The 12357-nt window shown below is 63.2% G+C and carries 13 protein-coding genes; 5 read left to right on the forward strand and 8 right to left on the reverse strand.

Annotated features, from left to right (window positions below; genetic code table 11):
- Window positions 1-26: 26 nt before the first annotated feature.
- The 4 genes from AArcSl_RS05985 to AArcSl_RS06000 form a co-directional block, all read right to left on the reverse strand.
- Entirely contained in the window at window positions 27-473 is a 447-nt protein-coding gene (locus AArcSl_RS05985) for a universal stress protein (RefSeq protein WP_119816396.1), read from the reverse strand.
- Between the two features lie 66 nt (window positions 474-539).
- Window positions 540-1373: an MBL fold metallo-hydrolase gene (locus tag AArcSl_RS05990; protein ID WP_119816399.1), complete on the reverse strand. Its 834-nt coding sequence runs from the start codon at window positions 1371-1373 to the stop codon at window positions 540-542.
- Between the two features lie 25 nt (window positions 1374-1398).
- Window positions 1399-2295 carry an SAM hydrolase/SAM-dependent halogenase family protein gene (locus tag AArcSl_RS05995; RefSeq protein ID WP_119816402.1) on the reverse strand — a complete coding sequence of 299 codons (897 nt, stop codon included), beginning with the start codon at window positions 2293-2295 and terminating at the stop codon, window positions 1399-1401.
- Window positions 2292-2915, reverse strand: coding sequence for a nicotinamide-nucleotide adenylyltransferase (locus AArcSl_RS06000; protein ID WP_119816405.1), 624 nt, complete (start codon window positions 2913-2915; stop codon window positions 2292-2294). The genes AArcSl_RS05995 and AArcSl_RS06000 overlap by 4 nt, the downstream gene beginning before the upstream one ends.
- Before the next feature lie 264 nt (window positions 2916-3179).
- On the opposite strand from AArcSl_RS06000, the gene lonB reads away from it, so the two are divergent.
- Window positions 3180-5342 carry an ATP-dependent protease LonB gene (gene lonB, locus AArcSl_RS06005; RefSeq protein ID WP_449267271.1) on the forward strand — a complete coding sequence of 721 codons (2163 nt, stop codon included), beginning with the start codon at window positions 3180-3182 and terminating at the stop codon, window positions 5340-5342.
- Between the two features lie 57 nt (window positions 5343-5399).
- The gene (locus AArcSl_RS06010) at window positions 5400-6302 is read left to right on the forward strand and encodes a CPBP family intramembrane glutamic endopeptidase (RefSeq protein ID WP_119816411.1); all 903 of its coding nucleotides are present in this window, start codon (window positions 5400-5402) and stop codon (window positions 6300-6302) included.
- Here the strand turns inward: AArcSl_RS06010 and AArcSl_RS06015 are convergent.
- The 3 genes from AArcSl_RS06015 to tmk all read right to left on the reverse strand — a co-directional run bounded on the left by AArcSl_RS06015 (window position 6299) and on the right by tmk (window position 8535).
- Window positions 6299-6985 carry a DUF7095 family protein gene (locus AArcSl_RS06015; RefSeq protein WP_119816414.1) on the reverse strand — a complete coding sequence of 229 codons (687 nt, stop codon included), beginning with the start codon at window positions 6983-6985 and terminating at the stop codon, window positions 6299-6301. The genes AArcSl_RS06010 and AArcSl_RS06015 overlap by 4 nt on opposite strands.
- Window positions 6986-7049: 64 nt before the next feature.
- Window positions 7050-7853, reverse strand: a complete 804-nt coding sequence (locus tag AArcSl_RS06020; protein WP_119816417.1) for a ZIP family metal transporter — start codon at window positions 7851-7853, stop codon at window positions 7050-7052.
- A 91-nt stretch (window positions 7854-7944) separates the two neighbouring features.
- Window positions 7945-8535, reverse strand: coding sequence for a dTMP kinase (tmk, locus tag AArcSl_RS06025; protein WP_119816420.1), 591 nt, complete (start codon window positions 8533-8535; stop codon window positions 7945-7947).
- Window positions 8536-8674: 139 nt separating this feature from the next.
- On the opposite strand from tmk, the gene AArcSl_RS06030 reads away from it, so the two are divergent.
- The 3 genes from AArcSl_RS06030 (at window position 8675) to AArcSl_RS06040 (ending at window position 11943) form a co-directional block, all read left to right on the forward strand.
- Window positions 8675-9574: a complex I NDUFA9 subunit family protein gene (locus AArcSl_RS06030; protein WP_119816423.1), complete on the forward strand. Its 900-nt coding sequence runs from the start codon at window positions 8675-8677 to the stop codon at window positions 9572-9574.
- Between the two features lie 258 nt (window positions 9575-9832).
- Entirely contained in the window at window positions 9833-11011 is a 1179-nt protein-coding gene (locus AArcSl_RS06035; protein ID WP_193588505.1) for a tubulin/FtsZ family protein, read from the forward strand.
- A 68-nt stretch (window positions 11012-11079) separates the two neighbouring features.
- A complete protein-coding gene (locus tag AArcSl_RS06040; RefSeq protein WP_119816426.1) occupies window positions 11080-11943 on the forward strand; it encodes a mechanosensitive ion channel family protein in 864 nt (287 codons plus the stop codon).
- A 12-nt stretch (window positions 11944-11955) separates the two neighbouring features.
- Here the strand turns inward: AArcSl_RS06040 and AArcSl_RS06045 are convergent, their stop codons facing one another.
- A complete protein-coding gene (locus AArcSl_RS06045) occupies window positions 11956-12192 on the reverse strand; it encodes a hypothetical protein (protein WP_245883379.1) in 237 nt (78 codons plus the stop codon).
- Between the last annotated feature and the right edge of the window lie 165 nt (window positions 12193-12357).

Genomic DNA, 12357 nt, shown 5'->3' on the forward strand with positions numbered 1-12357 from the left:
ATACTGGGAACTCGAATCGTGGAAGATCAGGTCGTCAAAACCGTAACGGGGCCGTCGAACTCGAGAATGATCTGCTGGGTGTCGTCACCGAACAGCGCCTTTCCAGTCGGGGAACGCGTCCGGCCGCTGACGAACACGTGATCACAGCCCTCGTTTTCGGCGTGGTCGAGCACCGTTTCCACGGGGTCACCCAGTGCCCCGACGGCGTCGTACTCGACGTCGATGTCGGAAAGAGTCTCCCGGGCGATGTCCTCCGCGTAGTTTGCCGCACCCTGTTCGGCCTGATAAACGCCGTACTCTCCGCCGTAACTGGTGATCGACTGTAGCTCCCGATACGTGTCGTTGTACTTCTCCTCCGTCGTGACGTGCAACAGCGTGAGCCGTGCGTCGACACCTGCAGCAAGCGTTCCTGCCTCACGAACCAGCTCTTTCGAGCCCTCCGTCGACGAAACGACTGCGAGCGCGTGGCGCATACTCGAAGCTCATCGGGGAAATGACATAAACGCACGGGTGGACTTTCGAGGAAGGCAAGCTCGGATTCAGAGATCGATCCGGTCGCCGATCTCGACGATCTCCAGCTGTCGGGGGTACTCGAAGCTTCTGACGTGTTCGTGGAGCGCGGTCGGGTCCGCGGTGAGCCCCTTCCACATGTCCCAGTGGGACGGAACCAGTCGATCGAACTGGAGGTCGCTCGCCGCCTCGACGATCTCGTTTTCGTCGCTGTACCACTTCGTCCGGACTGGCTCGCGGGTCTCCTTGTCCGGGATAGTGCCGACGCTTCCGAACGCCAGGATTCCGAGGTCGAAATCGTAGCGACTACCGAGTTCCGCGAAGTTGTCCGACGGTTTGGTGTCGCCGCCGTGGAAAACAGTTCCTGCCTCGTGTTCGATGACGTAGCCGACCGGGTGGGTCGCGTCCGGATCGAACACCTCGACGACGCCAATCTCGAACTCGCCGATCTCGATGGTATCACCCTCGGAGACTTCCGCGAACTGTTCCTCCTCGACGTTCCATCGGTCCGTCCAGGATTCCTCGTCCCGGGCAACGGCGAGCGAGTCGTCGGGCGCGTAATACGTCGCCCCGGTGTTCGCCAGGATCGGCGCCTGCGAGGGGCCGTGGACGTGGTCGGTGTGTTCGTGGGTGGCGAGCACCGCGTCGGCGACGTCGATGTCGGCCGGATCGAACGGCACCGGTATCATCCGAACGGTTCGCGGCGGATCCCCGAGACCGACGTACGGGTCGATCCAGATCGTCGTTCCCTCACGCCCCTTGAGAACGAAACCGTTACAGCCGAGATACCACACGGCGACGGTTTCGGGCTCGGCCCCGACGATCGCGTCCGGCAGCCACGTTCCCCAGTCTGATTCGCTCATACGCACTAGTCCGGCTGCTCGACTCCTAACCGTTGCGGAGTTCTTCCAACCCGTCCCCGGAACCGTCGTCCGTCGGGGGGAACACGATCTCGACTCGATCGCCCGGCCCGAGGTCGAACGCCTCGTCCCCTCTGCCTTCGCGGACGTCACACTCGAGATAGCCGTGGCTTCCAACCGTAAGGAGACAGCTCCCCGGATCGACGTCCGCGAACGTGTCCACGATCGGCACCGACATCCCGTTCACGACGGCCCGGTCACGGCCCTCGGCGGCGGTCCCTGGAACGTTGGTGATGGCGTTGCCGAATCCGTCGACCACGAGGACCTCGCCAGCGATCCCGTCGGCGGTTTCCGCCGTCCAGTCGGCCGTTTTTGGGCCGTCGATCGGTTCCGGTTCGGGAAATCGGAGATCGACGAACGACTCGGCGGGTTCCACACCGTCGATCTCTTCGATCGTCGAGATCCCTGTTTCGTGGACTTCCGCGGCAAGCGGCGCGAAGACGTCCCGTCCGTGAAACGTCGACGAGGCCGGACTCTCGGGACGATAGACGAACACCTCGAAACCGGCGTCTCTGCAGTCGGCTTCCGAACTGGCTCCGCCGGATCCACGGTCGGCGGAGTCTTCGTCTGCGAGCGCTCGAGCGGGCGGAACGAGCGATCCATTGTCCGGCCCCACGAGCGCGTGGCCGCCCACCCGGATGACGATCGCGTCCCTTTCGGTCCCGACTCCGGGATCGATCACCGCACAATGGACTACGGGCGGAAACTCCGGGAGAACGAACCGGAGCCAGAAGCCTGCCGCCCGGACGTCCTGACGCGGAAGATCGTGGGCTACGTCGACGATTCGAGCGTCCGTCCGCCGGAAGATCACCCCCTTCATCGCGGCAGGGTACGGCGATCCGAAGTCCGAACTGAGCGTGATCATTCCGCGTCCGGCTCCGTATTGGTGCTCGCTTCGACGCCGGAGTCACGATCGTGTTCCGACTCCGATTCACCGAACGGGTCGATGTCGGAGCCGTCGGCGCCGTACTCGTCGTCGGTCGAGTCCGTCTCGCTGACGCGCTGGAGTCGCTCTACGCCGTCGACCTCCTCGATCACCTCGACGACGGGGGCCGGAACGAGGTGTTTCCAGGGTTCGCCGTGGATCATCCGCTGACGGAGTTCGGAACCCTCCAGGACGTCCCGGTTGAACATCGGCGACTGCCGCACCTCGACGCCTGCCTCCTCGAACAGCTGAATGACCAGAGGGTTGTTCGAGTAGGCCACCTCGAACGCCGGCGACATCGACTGGACGTGGCTCACCCACACGGAGTTGCGATCGAGGTCCTCGATCGGAACGACGTACGTGGTGAGATCGTACGGCTGCACTGCCTTGGTGAGCATCATCACGCGTTCCCCCGCAGTAAAGGGGTTCTTCTCGGTGTGGGAGTCCCCCGCCGACCCGATTCCGAGGACGAGTTCGTCGACCTCCTCGGCGATCTCCTCGACCATGTACTGGTGGCCGTTGTGGTACGGCTGGAACCGGCCGATGTAGAACCCCCGCATATCCCGTTCTTTCTCGAGAATATTTATAAAGGCCGCGGGTCGGACCCGACGACAGAATAGCGAGGATACACGGCCTATATCTGGTGATTAGCTCGGTGGGGGCGGATCGTCGAGGGGGAGAAAGTATATCAATCGCGGGGACTACCTTTCTGGTAACCAATCGGTTCTATGAGTAACGACGACAACAACGGTTCCCGTGATCGGCGACGTTCCGACGGGGAAGACGACGCCGAGGACGCCTCGCCCGACCGCGAGGAACGGACGATGCCCGAGGGGTCGCAAGACGGAGAGGAGCCCGACGGGAACGAACAGACCGACGACGACGATCCGTGGCGATCCCCCGGATCGACGATCGAAGAAACGCTCGCCGGAAACGGCGAATCACCGGGAGAGACGTTCGATGAAGACATCGACGAGCAGCCGGCGGGCGGCGACGAGCAACTGTCCGACACCCACGGGGAAAACGAGGAGCCGACGATCGACGACCTCGGTAGCGACGTCGAGATCGACGCCGAGATCGAAGACGATCCCGACCCGGAAGACCTGCTCGGCGGGCTGAAAATCGACTCGACCGAGGAGATCAACATTCCCGAACGGCTGGTCGACCAGGTGATCGGTCAGGAACACGCCCGGGACGTCATCATCAAAGCCGCCAAACAGCGGCGGCACGTGATGATGATCGGCGCCCCGGGGACGGGGAAGTCGATGCTCGCGAAGGCGATGTCCGAGCTTCTCCCGAAAGAGGAGCTTCAGGACGTTCTCGTCTACCACAACCCGGACGACGGCAACAAGCCGAAGGTCCGGACCGTCCCGGCGGGGAAGGGCGAACAGATCGTCCAGGCCCACAAGGAGGAGGCCCGAAAGCGCAACCAGATGCGATCGTTCCTGATGTGGATCATCATCATCGTGGTACTCGGGTATGCGCTCATTATCGCCGGTCAGATCCTGCTCGGTATCCTTGCAGCCGGCATTATCTACATCGCGTTCAAATACGCCTCCCGTGGTTCGGACGCGATGGTGCCGAACCTACTGGTGAACAACGCCGACACCAAGACGGCGCCGTTCCGTGACGCGACGGGTGCCCACGCCGGGGCGCTCCTGGGCGACGTTCGCCACGACCCGTTCCAGTCCGGCGGGATGGAGACCCCGAGCCACGACCGCGTGGAGGCCGGGGCCATCCACAAGGCGAACAAGGGCGTGTTGTTCGTCGACGAGATCAACACGCTCGACATCCGCAGCCAGCAGCACCTGATGACCGCGATCCAGGAAGGCGAGTTCGGCATCACCGGTCAGTCCGAGCGCTCCTCGGGTGCGATGGTCCAGACGGAGCCGGTGCCGACCGACTTCATCATGATCGCGGCGGGGAACCTCGACGCGATGGAGAACATGCACCCCGCGCTGCGGAACCGCATCAAGGGATACGGGTACGAGGTGTACATGGAGGAAACCATCGAAGATACCCCCGAGATGCGGCGCAAGTACGCCCGGTTCGTCGCCCAAGAGATCACCAAGGACGGAAGGCTCCCCGAGTTCACCGACGACGCCATCCGGGAGATCATCCTCGAGTCGAAACGGCGGGCCGGGCGGAAGAACCATCTGTCGCTTCACTTCCGTACGCTCGGTGGACTGGTCCGCGTCGCCGGCGACATCGCCCGCGGCGAGGACGCCGAGATGACCACGCGTCAGCACGTCCTCGCCGCGAAGGACCGCTCGCGGTCCATCGAACAGCAGTTGGCCGACGATTACATCGAACGCCGGAAGGACTACGAGATTCAGGTCGCGGAAGGCTACGTGGTCGGCCGCGTCAACGGGCTCGCTGTGATGGGCGAAGACTCGGGGATCATGCTGCCTGTCATGGCCGAAGTCGCCCCCTCACAAGGTCCCGGCGACGTGATCGCCACCGGGCAACTCAAGGAGATGGCCCAGGAGTCGGTGTCGAACGTCTCGGCGATCATCAAGAAGTTCTCCGACGTGAACATCTCCGAGAAGGACATCCACATCCAGTTCATCCAGGCGGGCCAACAGGGCGTCGACGGCGACTCGGCGTCGATTACTGTCGCGGCTGCCGTCATCTCGGCGCTGGAGGAGGTCGGCGTCGACCAGAGCCTCGCGATGACCGGATCGCTGTCGGTCCGCGGTGACGTGCTCCCCGTCGGCGGCGTGACCCACAAGATCGAGGCGGCCGCGAAGTCCGGCTGTGACCGCGTTATCATCCCCGAATCGAACAAACAGGACGTGATGATCGAAGACGAGTACGAGGAGATGATCGAGATCATCCCGGTTTCGCACATCAGCGAGGTGCTCGACGTCGCCCTCGAGGGCGAGCCGGAGAAGGACTCTCTGGTCGATCGACTCAAGAACATCACCGGATCTGCGCTGAACGAGGGGGCCAGCGTGGCCGGACCGTCGAGTCCGAGCCCGCAGTAGCATCGTCACGACGGGTCGACCGCGACCTCCCGCAGATTTTCAACCACCACCACACGAATGCCGGACTGGACGACGTTTACGGCGTTTGCAGCCGTGACGGCTGTGCTCGTGTTGGTTCTGGCTCGCGCCTCGCAGTCGATGCTGGTTCGGACAGAAGAGTCGGACCGTTCGAACGGACTCGACGATCGTGAATTCGACGAGAGAGAAGTCGACGAGAGAGAAGTCGACGAGAGAGAAGTCGACGAGAGAGAAATAGACGATCACGAGCAACCTGAAGGTGACGGGGGGACAGTCGCTTCCGGCGGCAGATCAGTACCCTCCACTGGGCCGGAGCTTACGACGACCGCGCTACTCGCCAACGTCGCCGTCTCTCAGGGTGCGTTTCTCCTCTTGATCGCTCTTGCAGCCTGGCTGCTCGGAATTCCGGCGTGGGCGTTCGGCGTCAGCGAAGCGACGGTCGGCGTCGATTTCGTCGCTTTGGGCGTCGTCGCCGGCGTCGTCCTGTACGTCGGAAACGAGGCGGCAGCGGCAATCGGCAAGCGACACGGGTTCACGGGCTCTGAAGAGCTCCGTCGCCGCCTGGCACCCGACACCGTCTCGGGATGGGTGGCGTTGCTCTTCGTCGTGCTTCCGCTGATCGCCGTCTTCGAGGAGTTGCTCTTTCGAGGGGCCCTGATCGGCGTCGCCGCCGCGGGGTTCGACGTCTCCCCGTGGCTGCTCGCGGTCGTCTCTTCGATCGCCTTCGGCTTCGGTCACGGCGCACAGGGGCGGCTGGGGATCGTGGTGACCGGAGTGCTCGGATTCCTCCTCGCGGTCCTGTTCATCGTGTCCGGGAGTTTGCTTCTCGTGATCGTGGCCCACTACGTAATCAACGCTCTCGAGTTCCTGGTCCACGAGGCGCTCGGCTGGGAACCGTTCGGCGGCGAACCGCGATCGGGCACACGATCGAAGGCGAACTAGACGACGTCGCCGCGAACGCTGGATCCCGACTGTTCGCGCCGACGCTCGCGGATCGTTCGTGCCGCCGCATCGGCGACCTCGGGGTCGGCACCGATCATCCCCAGGGCGTCCGACAGCGTGGGCATCGCGAACGACCCCTCGCGCAGGCGCTCCAGCGCTTCCTCGTCCCGGCGGCCGTCGAGCCACAGACAGACGCCCCGGGGATCGAGCAGCTCGCCGTACGCCTCGCGGGAGAGCGCCCCCTTCAGTCGCTGCGTGACGTTCGCGTCGAAACTGGCGTTGCACACCTCGAAGTGTACTGGGGACTCCCCCGTCGTTCGTTCGTCCGTCGACGGGGTTCTCCGCGACGTCGCGTCCAGGAGGTGTGCCGCCAGGCAACGCTCCGGTGCAGCGTATCCGTTTTCGTTCGTCGCGACGTACTCGGGATGTTCGCGAGCCCACTCCGTCCTGACTGTACGTCCGACACCTTTCACGCCGTGTGCGTTCTCGAACTCGGCGGCCGCCTCGTCGTCACCCCGCATGAGGATGTCCTTGGTGAGATACACGTCGAGCCGATCGATCGGGTCCAATCCGATCGCGAGGTCGCCGTACACCCACACCTCGCGGACGGGAACCGGCATCACCTCGTCGTCGAGAACGTCGAGCATCGATTCGATCCACTCGAAGGCGGCGTCGCGTTCCATCGGCTGAACCACGGGCTACAGCAGGAAAACAGTTTCCGAGGCCCGGGGTACCAGGCAGGTTCCATCACTCCGTGAGCAACAGCAGCGGGATCATCACTGCGAAGCCGATGGCGAGTCCCAAAGCGAGTTCCTTGCGCCCGCCGCCCGGGAGGTCCGATCCGTGATCGAGCCCCTCCGGTAGGAGATCGTGAAACACCAGATAGATCATCGCGCCGGCGGCAAAGCCGAAGCCGAAGGGGAGAAACTCCCGGGCGATCGTGACAAACACGTACGCGACTCCGGCGCCGATCGGCTGTGGGATGCTCGAGAAGACGGCCGCCGCGAACATTTTCCAGGGGGCGACGCCGTAGGTGTGCATCGGGATGGCGACCGCCAGCCCTTCGGGGATGTTCTGGATCGAGATCGCCAGCGTGATCACGATCGCGAGTACCGGTACTGTGAAGCCGGCAACGGGGATCCCGCCTTCGACCCCCAGATCCGCGAACGCGACACCCAGCGCCACTCCCTCGGGAAAACTGTGGATCGTCAAGACGCCGATAATCAACACGAGTTTCTTCGTCTGTGCCTGGGTGAGTTCCCGAGGCCGGAACTCGTGAGTGGAGATGAGACGGTTCGCGACGACGACCAGAACCACCCCGGTGACCAGCCCCAGCGTCACCTGCGTCGCGGTCCCCTCCCCGAGACCTTCGACGATGAAACCGAAAAGCGACGCCGAAAGCATGATCCCGCCGGCCAACCCCCAGAGCCCGACTGTGACCCGGTCGTCGAACTCGTCGGTAACGAAGAACGGAAGCGTTCCCAGGCCGCAGACCAGCGCCGTAAAGACCCCGGAGGCGAGGACGAGAGCGAGGTTCTCGAGGAGACCCATCGAGACGCCGTACGATTTCCACGGGTATAAATATATTAATTTAGAAATGTTTTGGCTATCCTAATGTCTCCGACAGGACGGCCGGCTACAGTCAGCCCTCGACCCGATCGGCGAGAACCCGTTCGCATCGCTCGATTACGGTTTCCGGGGATCGCGAGGCGTCGATCCGGACGAACCGACCCGGTTCAGAACTGAGCAGTCGCTCGTAGTTCTCGCGGACGGCACGCAGATACTCGACCTGTTCGAACTTGTTCGTCGCGCCGGCCCGTTCGGCCGCAGTTTCCGGGTCGAGATCGAAGTAGAGTGTGAGGTCGGGTGTCCGTGAAAACGCCGAGTGAATGCCGCGAACGTACTCCATGGGTCGTTCCAGGTCGGTCTCCGCCGCCAGCGTCGCGCCCTGGTACGCGAACCGGGAATCGGAGTATCGGTCCGAGACGACCAGTTTTCCCGCCGAGAGCGCCGGTCGGACGACCCGCGAGAGGTGGTCGGCGTGATCGGCCGTATAGAGAAACAGTTCGGCCAGCGAGTCGGCGTCGTCGGCGGCGATCGACCGATTCACCGCGTCGCCGTACCAGGAATCGGTCGGTTCGTGGGTGAAAACCGCGTCGGGATATCGAGGCTGTAAGGCCTCCCACACAGTCGTTTTCCCCGTTCCGTCGAGTCCCTCCAGGGTGACGAGCATATCCGAACGTGGGCCGGGGGTCCCTTAAGGCTCCGTCGGTTGTCGGGCCACCTCTGCACCGTCTGTGCGGATCCACACCGTCTGTCACACGTCTGACGCCGCGGTAGCTTTAGGTTTCGAGAATCCGTAAACTGAAGGTATGAGAGTGCTCGTTGCGGGCGGAAACGGTTTTGTCGGAACTCACCTCTGTCGCGAACTTGTCGATCGCGGCCACGAGGTGACGGTGTTGGCCCGAACACCGGACGAAGATGATCTGCCCGAGGGGGTCGACGCCGTCGTCGGCGACGTCACGGCGATCGACTCGCTCGAGCCTGCCGTCGCCGATCGGGACGCCGTGGTGAACCTGGTGGCGCTTTCGCCGCTGTCGGTTCCGGACGGCGGAAACGAGATGCACGACCTCGTCCACCGACGGGGGACCGAAAACCTGGTCACTGCGGCCGAACAGGCCGGCGTGGATCGGTTCGTACAGATGAGCGCCCTCGGCGCGGACCCCGACGGTGACACCGCCTACATTCGGGCGAAGGGTCGGGCGGAGACCGCCGTTCGGAAGTCGGACCTCTCGTGGGTGGTCTTCCGACCGTCGGTGGTCTTCGGCGAGGGAGGGGAGTTCGTCTCCTTCACCAAACGACTCAAGAGGATGTTCGCTCCCGGCGTTCCCGTCTATCCGCTCCCAGGTGGAGGGAAGACCCGGTTCCAACCGATTTACGTCGGCGATCTCGCGACCATGCTCGCCGACGGCGTTGAGGCGGACGAACACGCCGAGAAGACGTACGATATCGGCGGACCGGAATCGCTCACCCTCCGAGAGATCACGGAGCTGGTGTACGAGTCGGAGGGGAAAAACGTCACCATCATTTCGCTTCCGATGGCGCTTGCCGGCGTCGGGTTGACCGTTCTCGACGTCGTGCCTGGATTCCCGATGGGACCGGACCAGTATCGGTCTCTCAAGTTCGACAACACCACGAGTGAAAACGACGTCGGGGCGTTCGGCGTCGACGAGGAGGAGCTACTGACGTTTCGGGAATATCTGGGGGTCTGAGGACCGTTTCGAAACGGACCCAACGGCGTATCAGGGGTGATAATTTGACACCAACGCTAATATGCCAGGGGATGACATCCGAAACGTGTCAGGAAGGCGCTCGAACGGACGGGCGGAAAAACGAGGAAAACGAATGATCACCGATAACGAACCACGACCAGGTCTGCAGTACAACGGTTCGAAACGGGCGGTGCAGCCATCACAAGGCTTATATCCGCAATCGTGTTTGAATCCAGCAATGAGGACGGGGAATAAGGAATGAAACTCGCAATGATCGGCTTCGGGCAGGCAGGGGGAAAGATCGTCGACAAGTTCATCGAGTACGACGAAAGACACGGCTCCGAGATCGTCCGGTCCGCGATCGCGGTGAACACTGCGAAAGCGGATCTGATGGGATTGAAACACATCCCACAGGACAAGCGAGTACTCATCGGACAGGCCCGGGTGAAGGGTCACGGTGTCGGCGCCGACAACGAACTCGGCGCAGAGATCGCAGAAGAGGACATCGACGAGATCCAGGGTGCGATCGACTCGATCCCCGTCCACGAAGTGGACGCGTTCCTCATCGTCGCCGGTCTCGGTGGGGGGACCGGTTCCGGCGGCGCCCCGGTGCTCGCGAAGCATCTCAAGCGGATCTACACCGAACCCGTCTACGGACTGGGCATCCTTCCGGGCTCGGACGAGGGTGGAATCTACACGCTGAACGCCGCACGATCGTTCCAGACGTTCGTCCGCGAGGTCGACAACCTCCTCGTGTTCGACAACGACGCGTGGCGAAAAACCGGCGAGTCGGTCTCGGGGGGGTACAATCAGATCAACGAGGAGATCGTCCGCCGGTTCGGCATCCTCTTTGGCGCCGGCGAGGTTTCCAAAGGGCAGGAGGTGGCCGAAAGCGTCGTCGACTCTTCGGAGATCATCAACACGCTTTCGGGCGGCGGCGTCTCGACGGTCGGCTACGCGAGCGAGGACGTCGAACCGCGGGAGTCGGGTGGGCTGCTCTCCCGGCTCCGGGGCGAAGACAGCGACGACGACCTCGACACCGCACACACGACGAACCGGATCACGAGTCTCGTTCGGAAGGCAGCCCTCGGTCGGCTGACGCTTCCCTGTGAGATCGAGGGTGCCGAACGCGCCCTCCTCGTGATGGCCGGTCCGCCGCGATACCTCAACCGGAAGGGGATCGAACGGGGGCGCAAATGGATCGAAGAGCAGACCGGTAGCATGGAGGTCCGCGGCGGCGACTACCCCGTTCGGGGAAGCGACTTCGTCGCCGGCGTCATCCTCCTTTCGGGCGTCACGAACGTCCCGCGCATCAAGGAACTCCAGCAGGTAGCGATCGAGGCGCAGGACAACCTCGACGAGATCCGGGAGGAAAGCGAGGAGAACCTCTCGAGTCTCGTCAACGACGACGCGGACGAGCTGGAGTCGCTGTTTTAACTCCTCGGCTCCCCCGTTCGAGGAGCCAACACCTTCTTTTGAGCACCCGCCGTCGTTCGTGACGGAACATGTCTGTGTTACAGGTGCAGACGGTGTTAGAGGCCATCGACGTCGGCACAGTCGCGACCGGGGTGGTAGCGTTCGTCGTCGGGTTCGTCGTCGTCCTTCTACTGGGGAAGGTCGCGTTCGTGCCGGTCGTTCGGCGAGCACTCGGTACGCGAGGGTTCGACGATGCAGTACGGAGCCTCGGAACGAGCGTCGCGAACGCGGTCGTGTGGCTCGCGGCAATCGCCGTCGCCTTTACCGTCGCCGGCTTCGGCGCGTTCCTCTCTGCGTTCGCCGTCTTCGGAGGCGCGTTCGCGCTGGCGATCGGGTTCGCCGCACAGGATCTCCTGGGCAACTTCGTCGCCGGCATCTTCATCCTGAAGGACAAGCCGTTCGAGGTCGGCGACTGGATCGAGTGGGAGGGCAACAGCGGCCGGGTCGAGGACATCGACCTCCGCGTCTCCCGGGTCCGAACGTTCGACAACGAACGGATTACCGTCCCGAACGGTGACCTCGCCAACAACGCGGTGACGAACCCGGTCGCCTACGAGACGCTGCGTCAAAAGTTCGTCTTCGGCATCGGTTACGACGACGACATCGACGAAGCGACCGACTACATCCTCGAGGCCGCCCGAGAGCATCCCGAGATTCTCGAGGATCCCGCTCCGTCGGTTCGGCTCGTCGACCTGGGCGACTCCGACGTCGGTCTGCAGGCCAGAATCTGGATCGAGGAACCCGATCGCGCCGACTTCATGCGCGTTCGCTCGGAGTACGTTCAGGCGGTGAAAGAGCGCTTCGACGAGGAGGGAATCGACATACCGTACGTCCACCGGGAGCTCACCGGGAGCGTCGAACTCGTCGAACGGGCCGCAGAACCTCCCGAGTGATCGGGAAGCCGATCACAGCAGGCCGAACATCGAGAGCACGAGCGCGATTCCCACGATCACGGCGGCGATAGTGACGAGTCGCCAGGCGATCCGCAGGACGATCCGACCGACCACGATGACGATCGCGATCCCGACCAGCACGACGAGCAGTTGACCGATCGGCGTTGCGAGGATTCCGGCCTGGAGAACCGGCGCGGCCGAGAGCAACGTGAGGAGTCCGAGCAGCATTCCGCCCTGTATCAGTGACATACCATCCGTTTCTCGGTCGAGGGAATAAGCTTTGGGCGTCGTCAGACGGGCGCACGACCCGCGGAAATCACGGAGACGACGGTGGTGACAGAGAATCACCGTTCCCGATCCGATCCGACGGAGGACAATTAATATATAAAAGGTTATATAATCACCAGGATATCG

Source organism: Halalkaliarchaeum desulfuricum (assembly GCF_002952775.1).
Taxonomy (GTDB): Archaea; Halobacteriota; Halobacteria; order Halobacteriales; family Haloferacaceae; genus Halalkaliarchaeum; species Halalkaliarchaeum desulfuricum.

Bases quoted from the DNA above. Each gene is read 5' to 3' on its own strand.
- AArcSl_RS05985 (WP_119816396.1), bottom strand. From the start codon at position 473: ATGCGCCACGCGCTCGCAGTCGTTTCGTCGACGGAGGGCTCGAAAGAG.
- AArcSl_RS05990 (WP_119816399.1), bottom strand. From the start codon at position 1,373: ATGAGCGAATCAGACTGGGGAACGTGGCTGCCGGACGCGATCGTCGGG.
- AArcSl_RS05995 (WP_119816402.1), bottom strand. From the start codon at position 2,295: ATGATCACGCTCAGTTCGGACTTCGGATCGCCGTACCCTGCCGCGATG.
- AArcSl_RS06000 (WP_119816405.1), bottom strand. From the start codon at position 2,915: ATGCGGGGGTTCTACATCGGCCGGTTCCAGCCGTACCACAACGGCCAC.
- lonB (WP_449267271.1), top strand. From the start codon at position 3,180: ATGCCCGAGGGGTCGCAAGACGGAGAGGAGCCCGACGGGAACGAACAG.
- AArcSl_RS06010 (WP_119816411.1), top strand. From the start codon at position 5,400: ATGCCGGACTGGACGACGTTTACGGCGTTTGCAGCCGTGACGGCTGTG.
- AArcSl_RS06015 (WP_119816414.1), bottom strand. From the start codon at position 6,985: ATGGAACGCGACGCCGCCTTCGAGTGGATCGAATCGATGCTCGACGTT.
- AArcSl_RS06020 (WP_119816417.1), bottom strand. From the start codon at position 7,853: ATGGGTCTCCTCGAGAACCTCGCTCTCGTCCTCGCCTCCGGGGTCTTT.
- tmk (WP_119816420.1), bottom strand. From the start codon at position 8,535: ATGCTCGTCACCCTGGAGGGACTCGACGGAACGGGGAAAACGACTGTG.
- AArcSl_RS06030 (WP_119816423.1), top strand. From the start codon at position 8,675: ATGAGAGTGCTCGTTGCGGGCGGAAACGGTTTTGTCGGAACTCACCTC.
- AArcSl_RS06035 (WP_193588505.1), top strand. From the start codon at position 9,833: ATGAAACTCGCAATGATCGGCTTCGGGCAGGCAGGGGGAAAGATCGTC.
- AArcSl_RS06040 (WP_119816426.1), top strand. From the start codon at position 11,080: ATGTCTGTGTTACAGGTGCAGACGGTGTTAGAGGCCATCGACGTCGGC.
- AArcSl_RS06045 (WP_245883379.1), bottom strand. From the start codon at position 12,192: ATGTCACTGATACAGGGCGGAATGCTGCTCGGACTCCTCACGTTGCTC.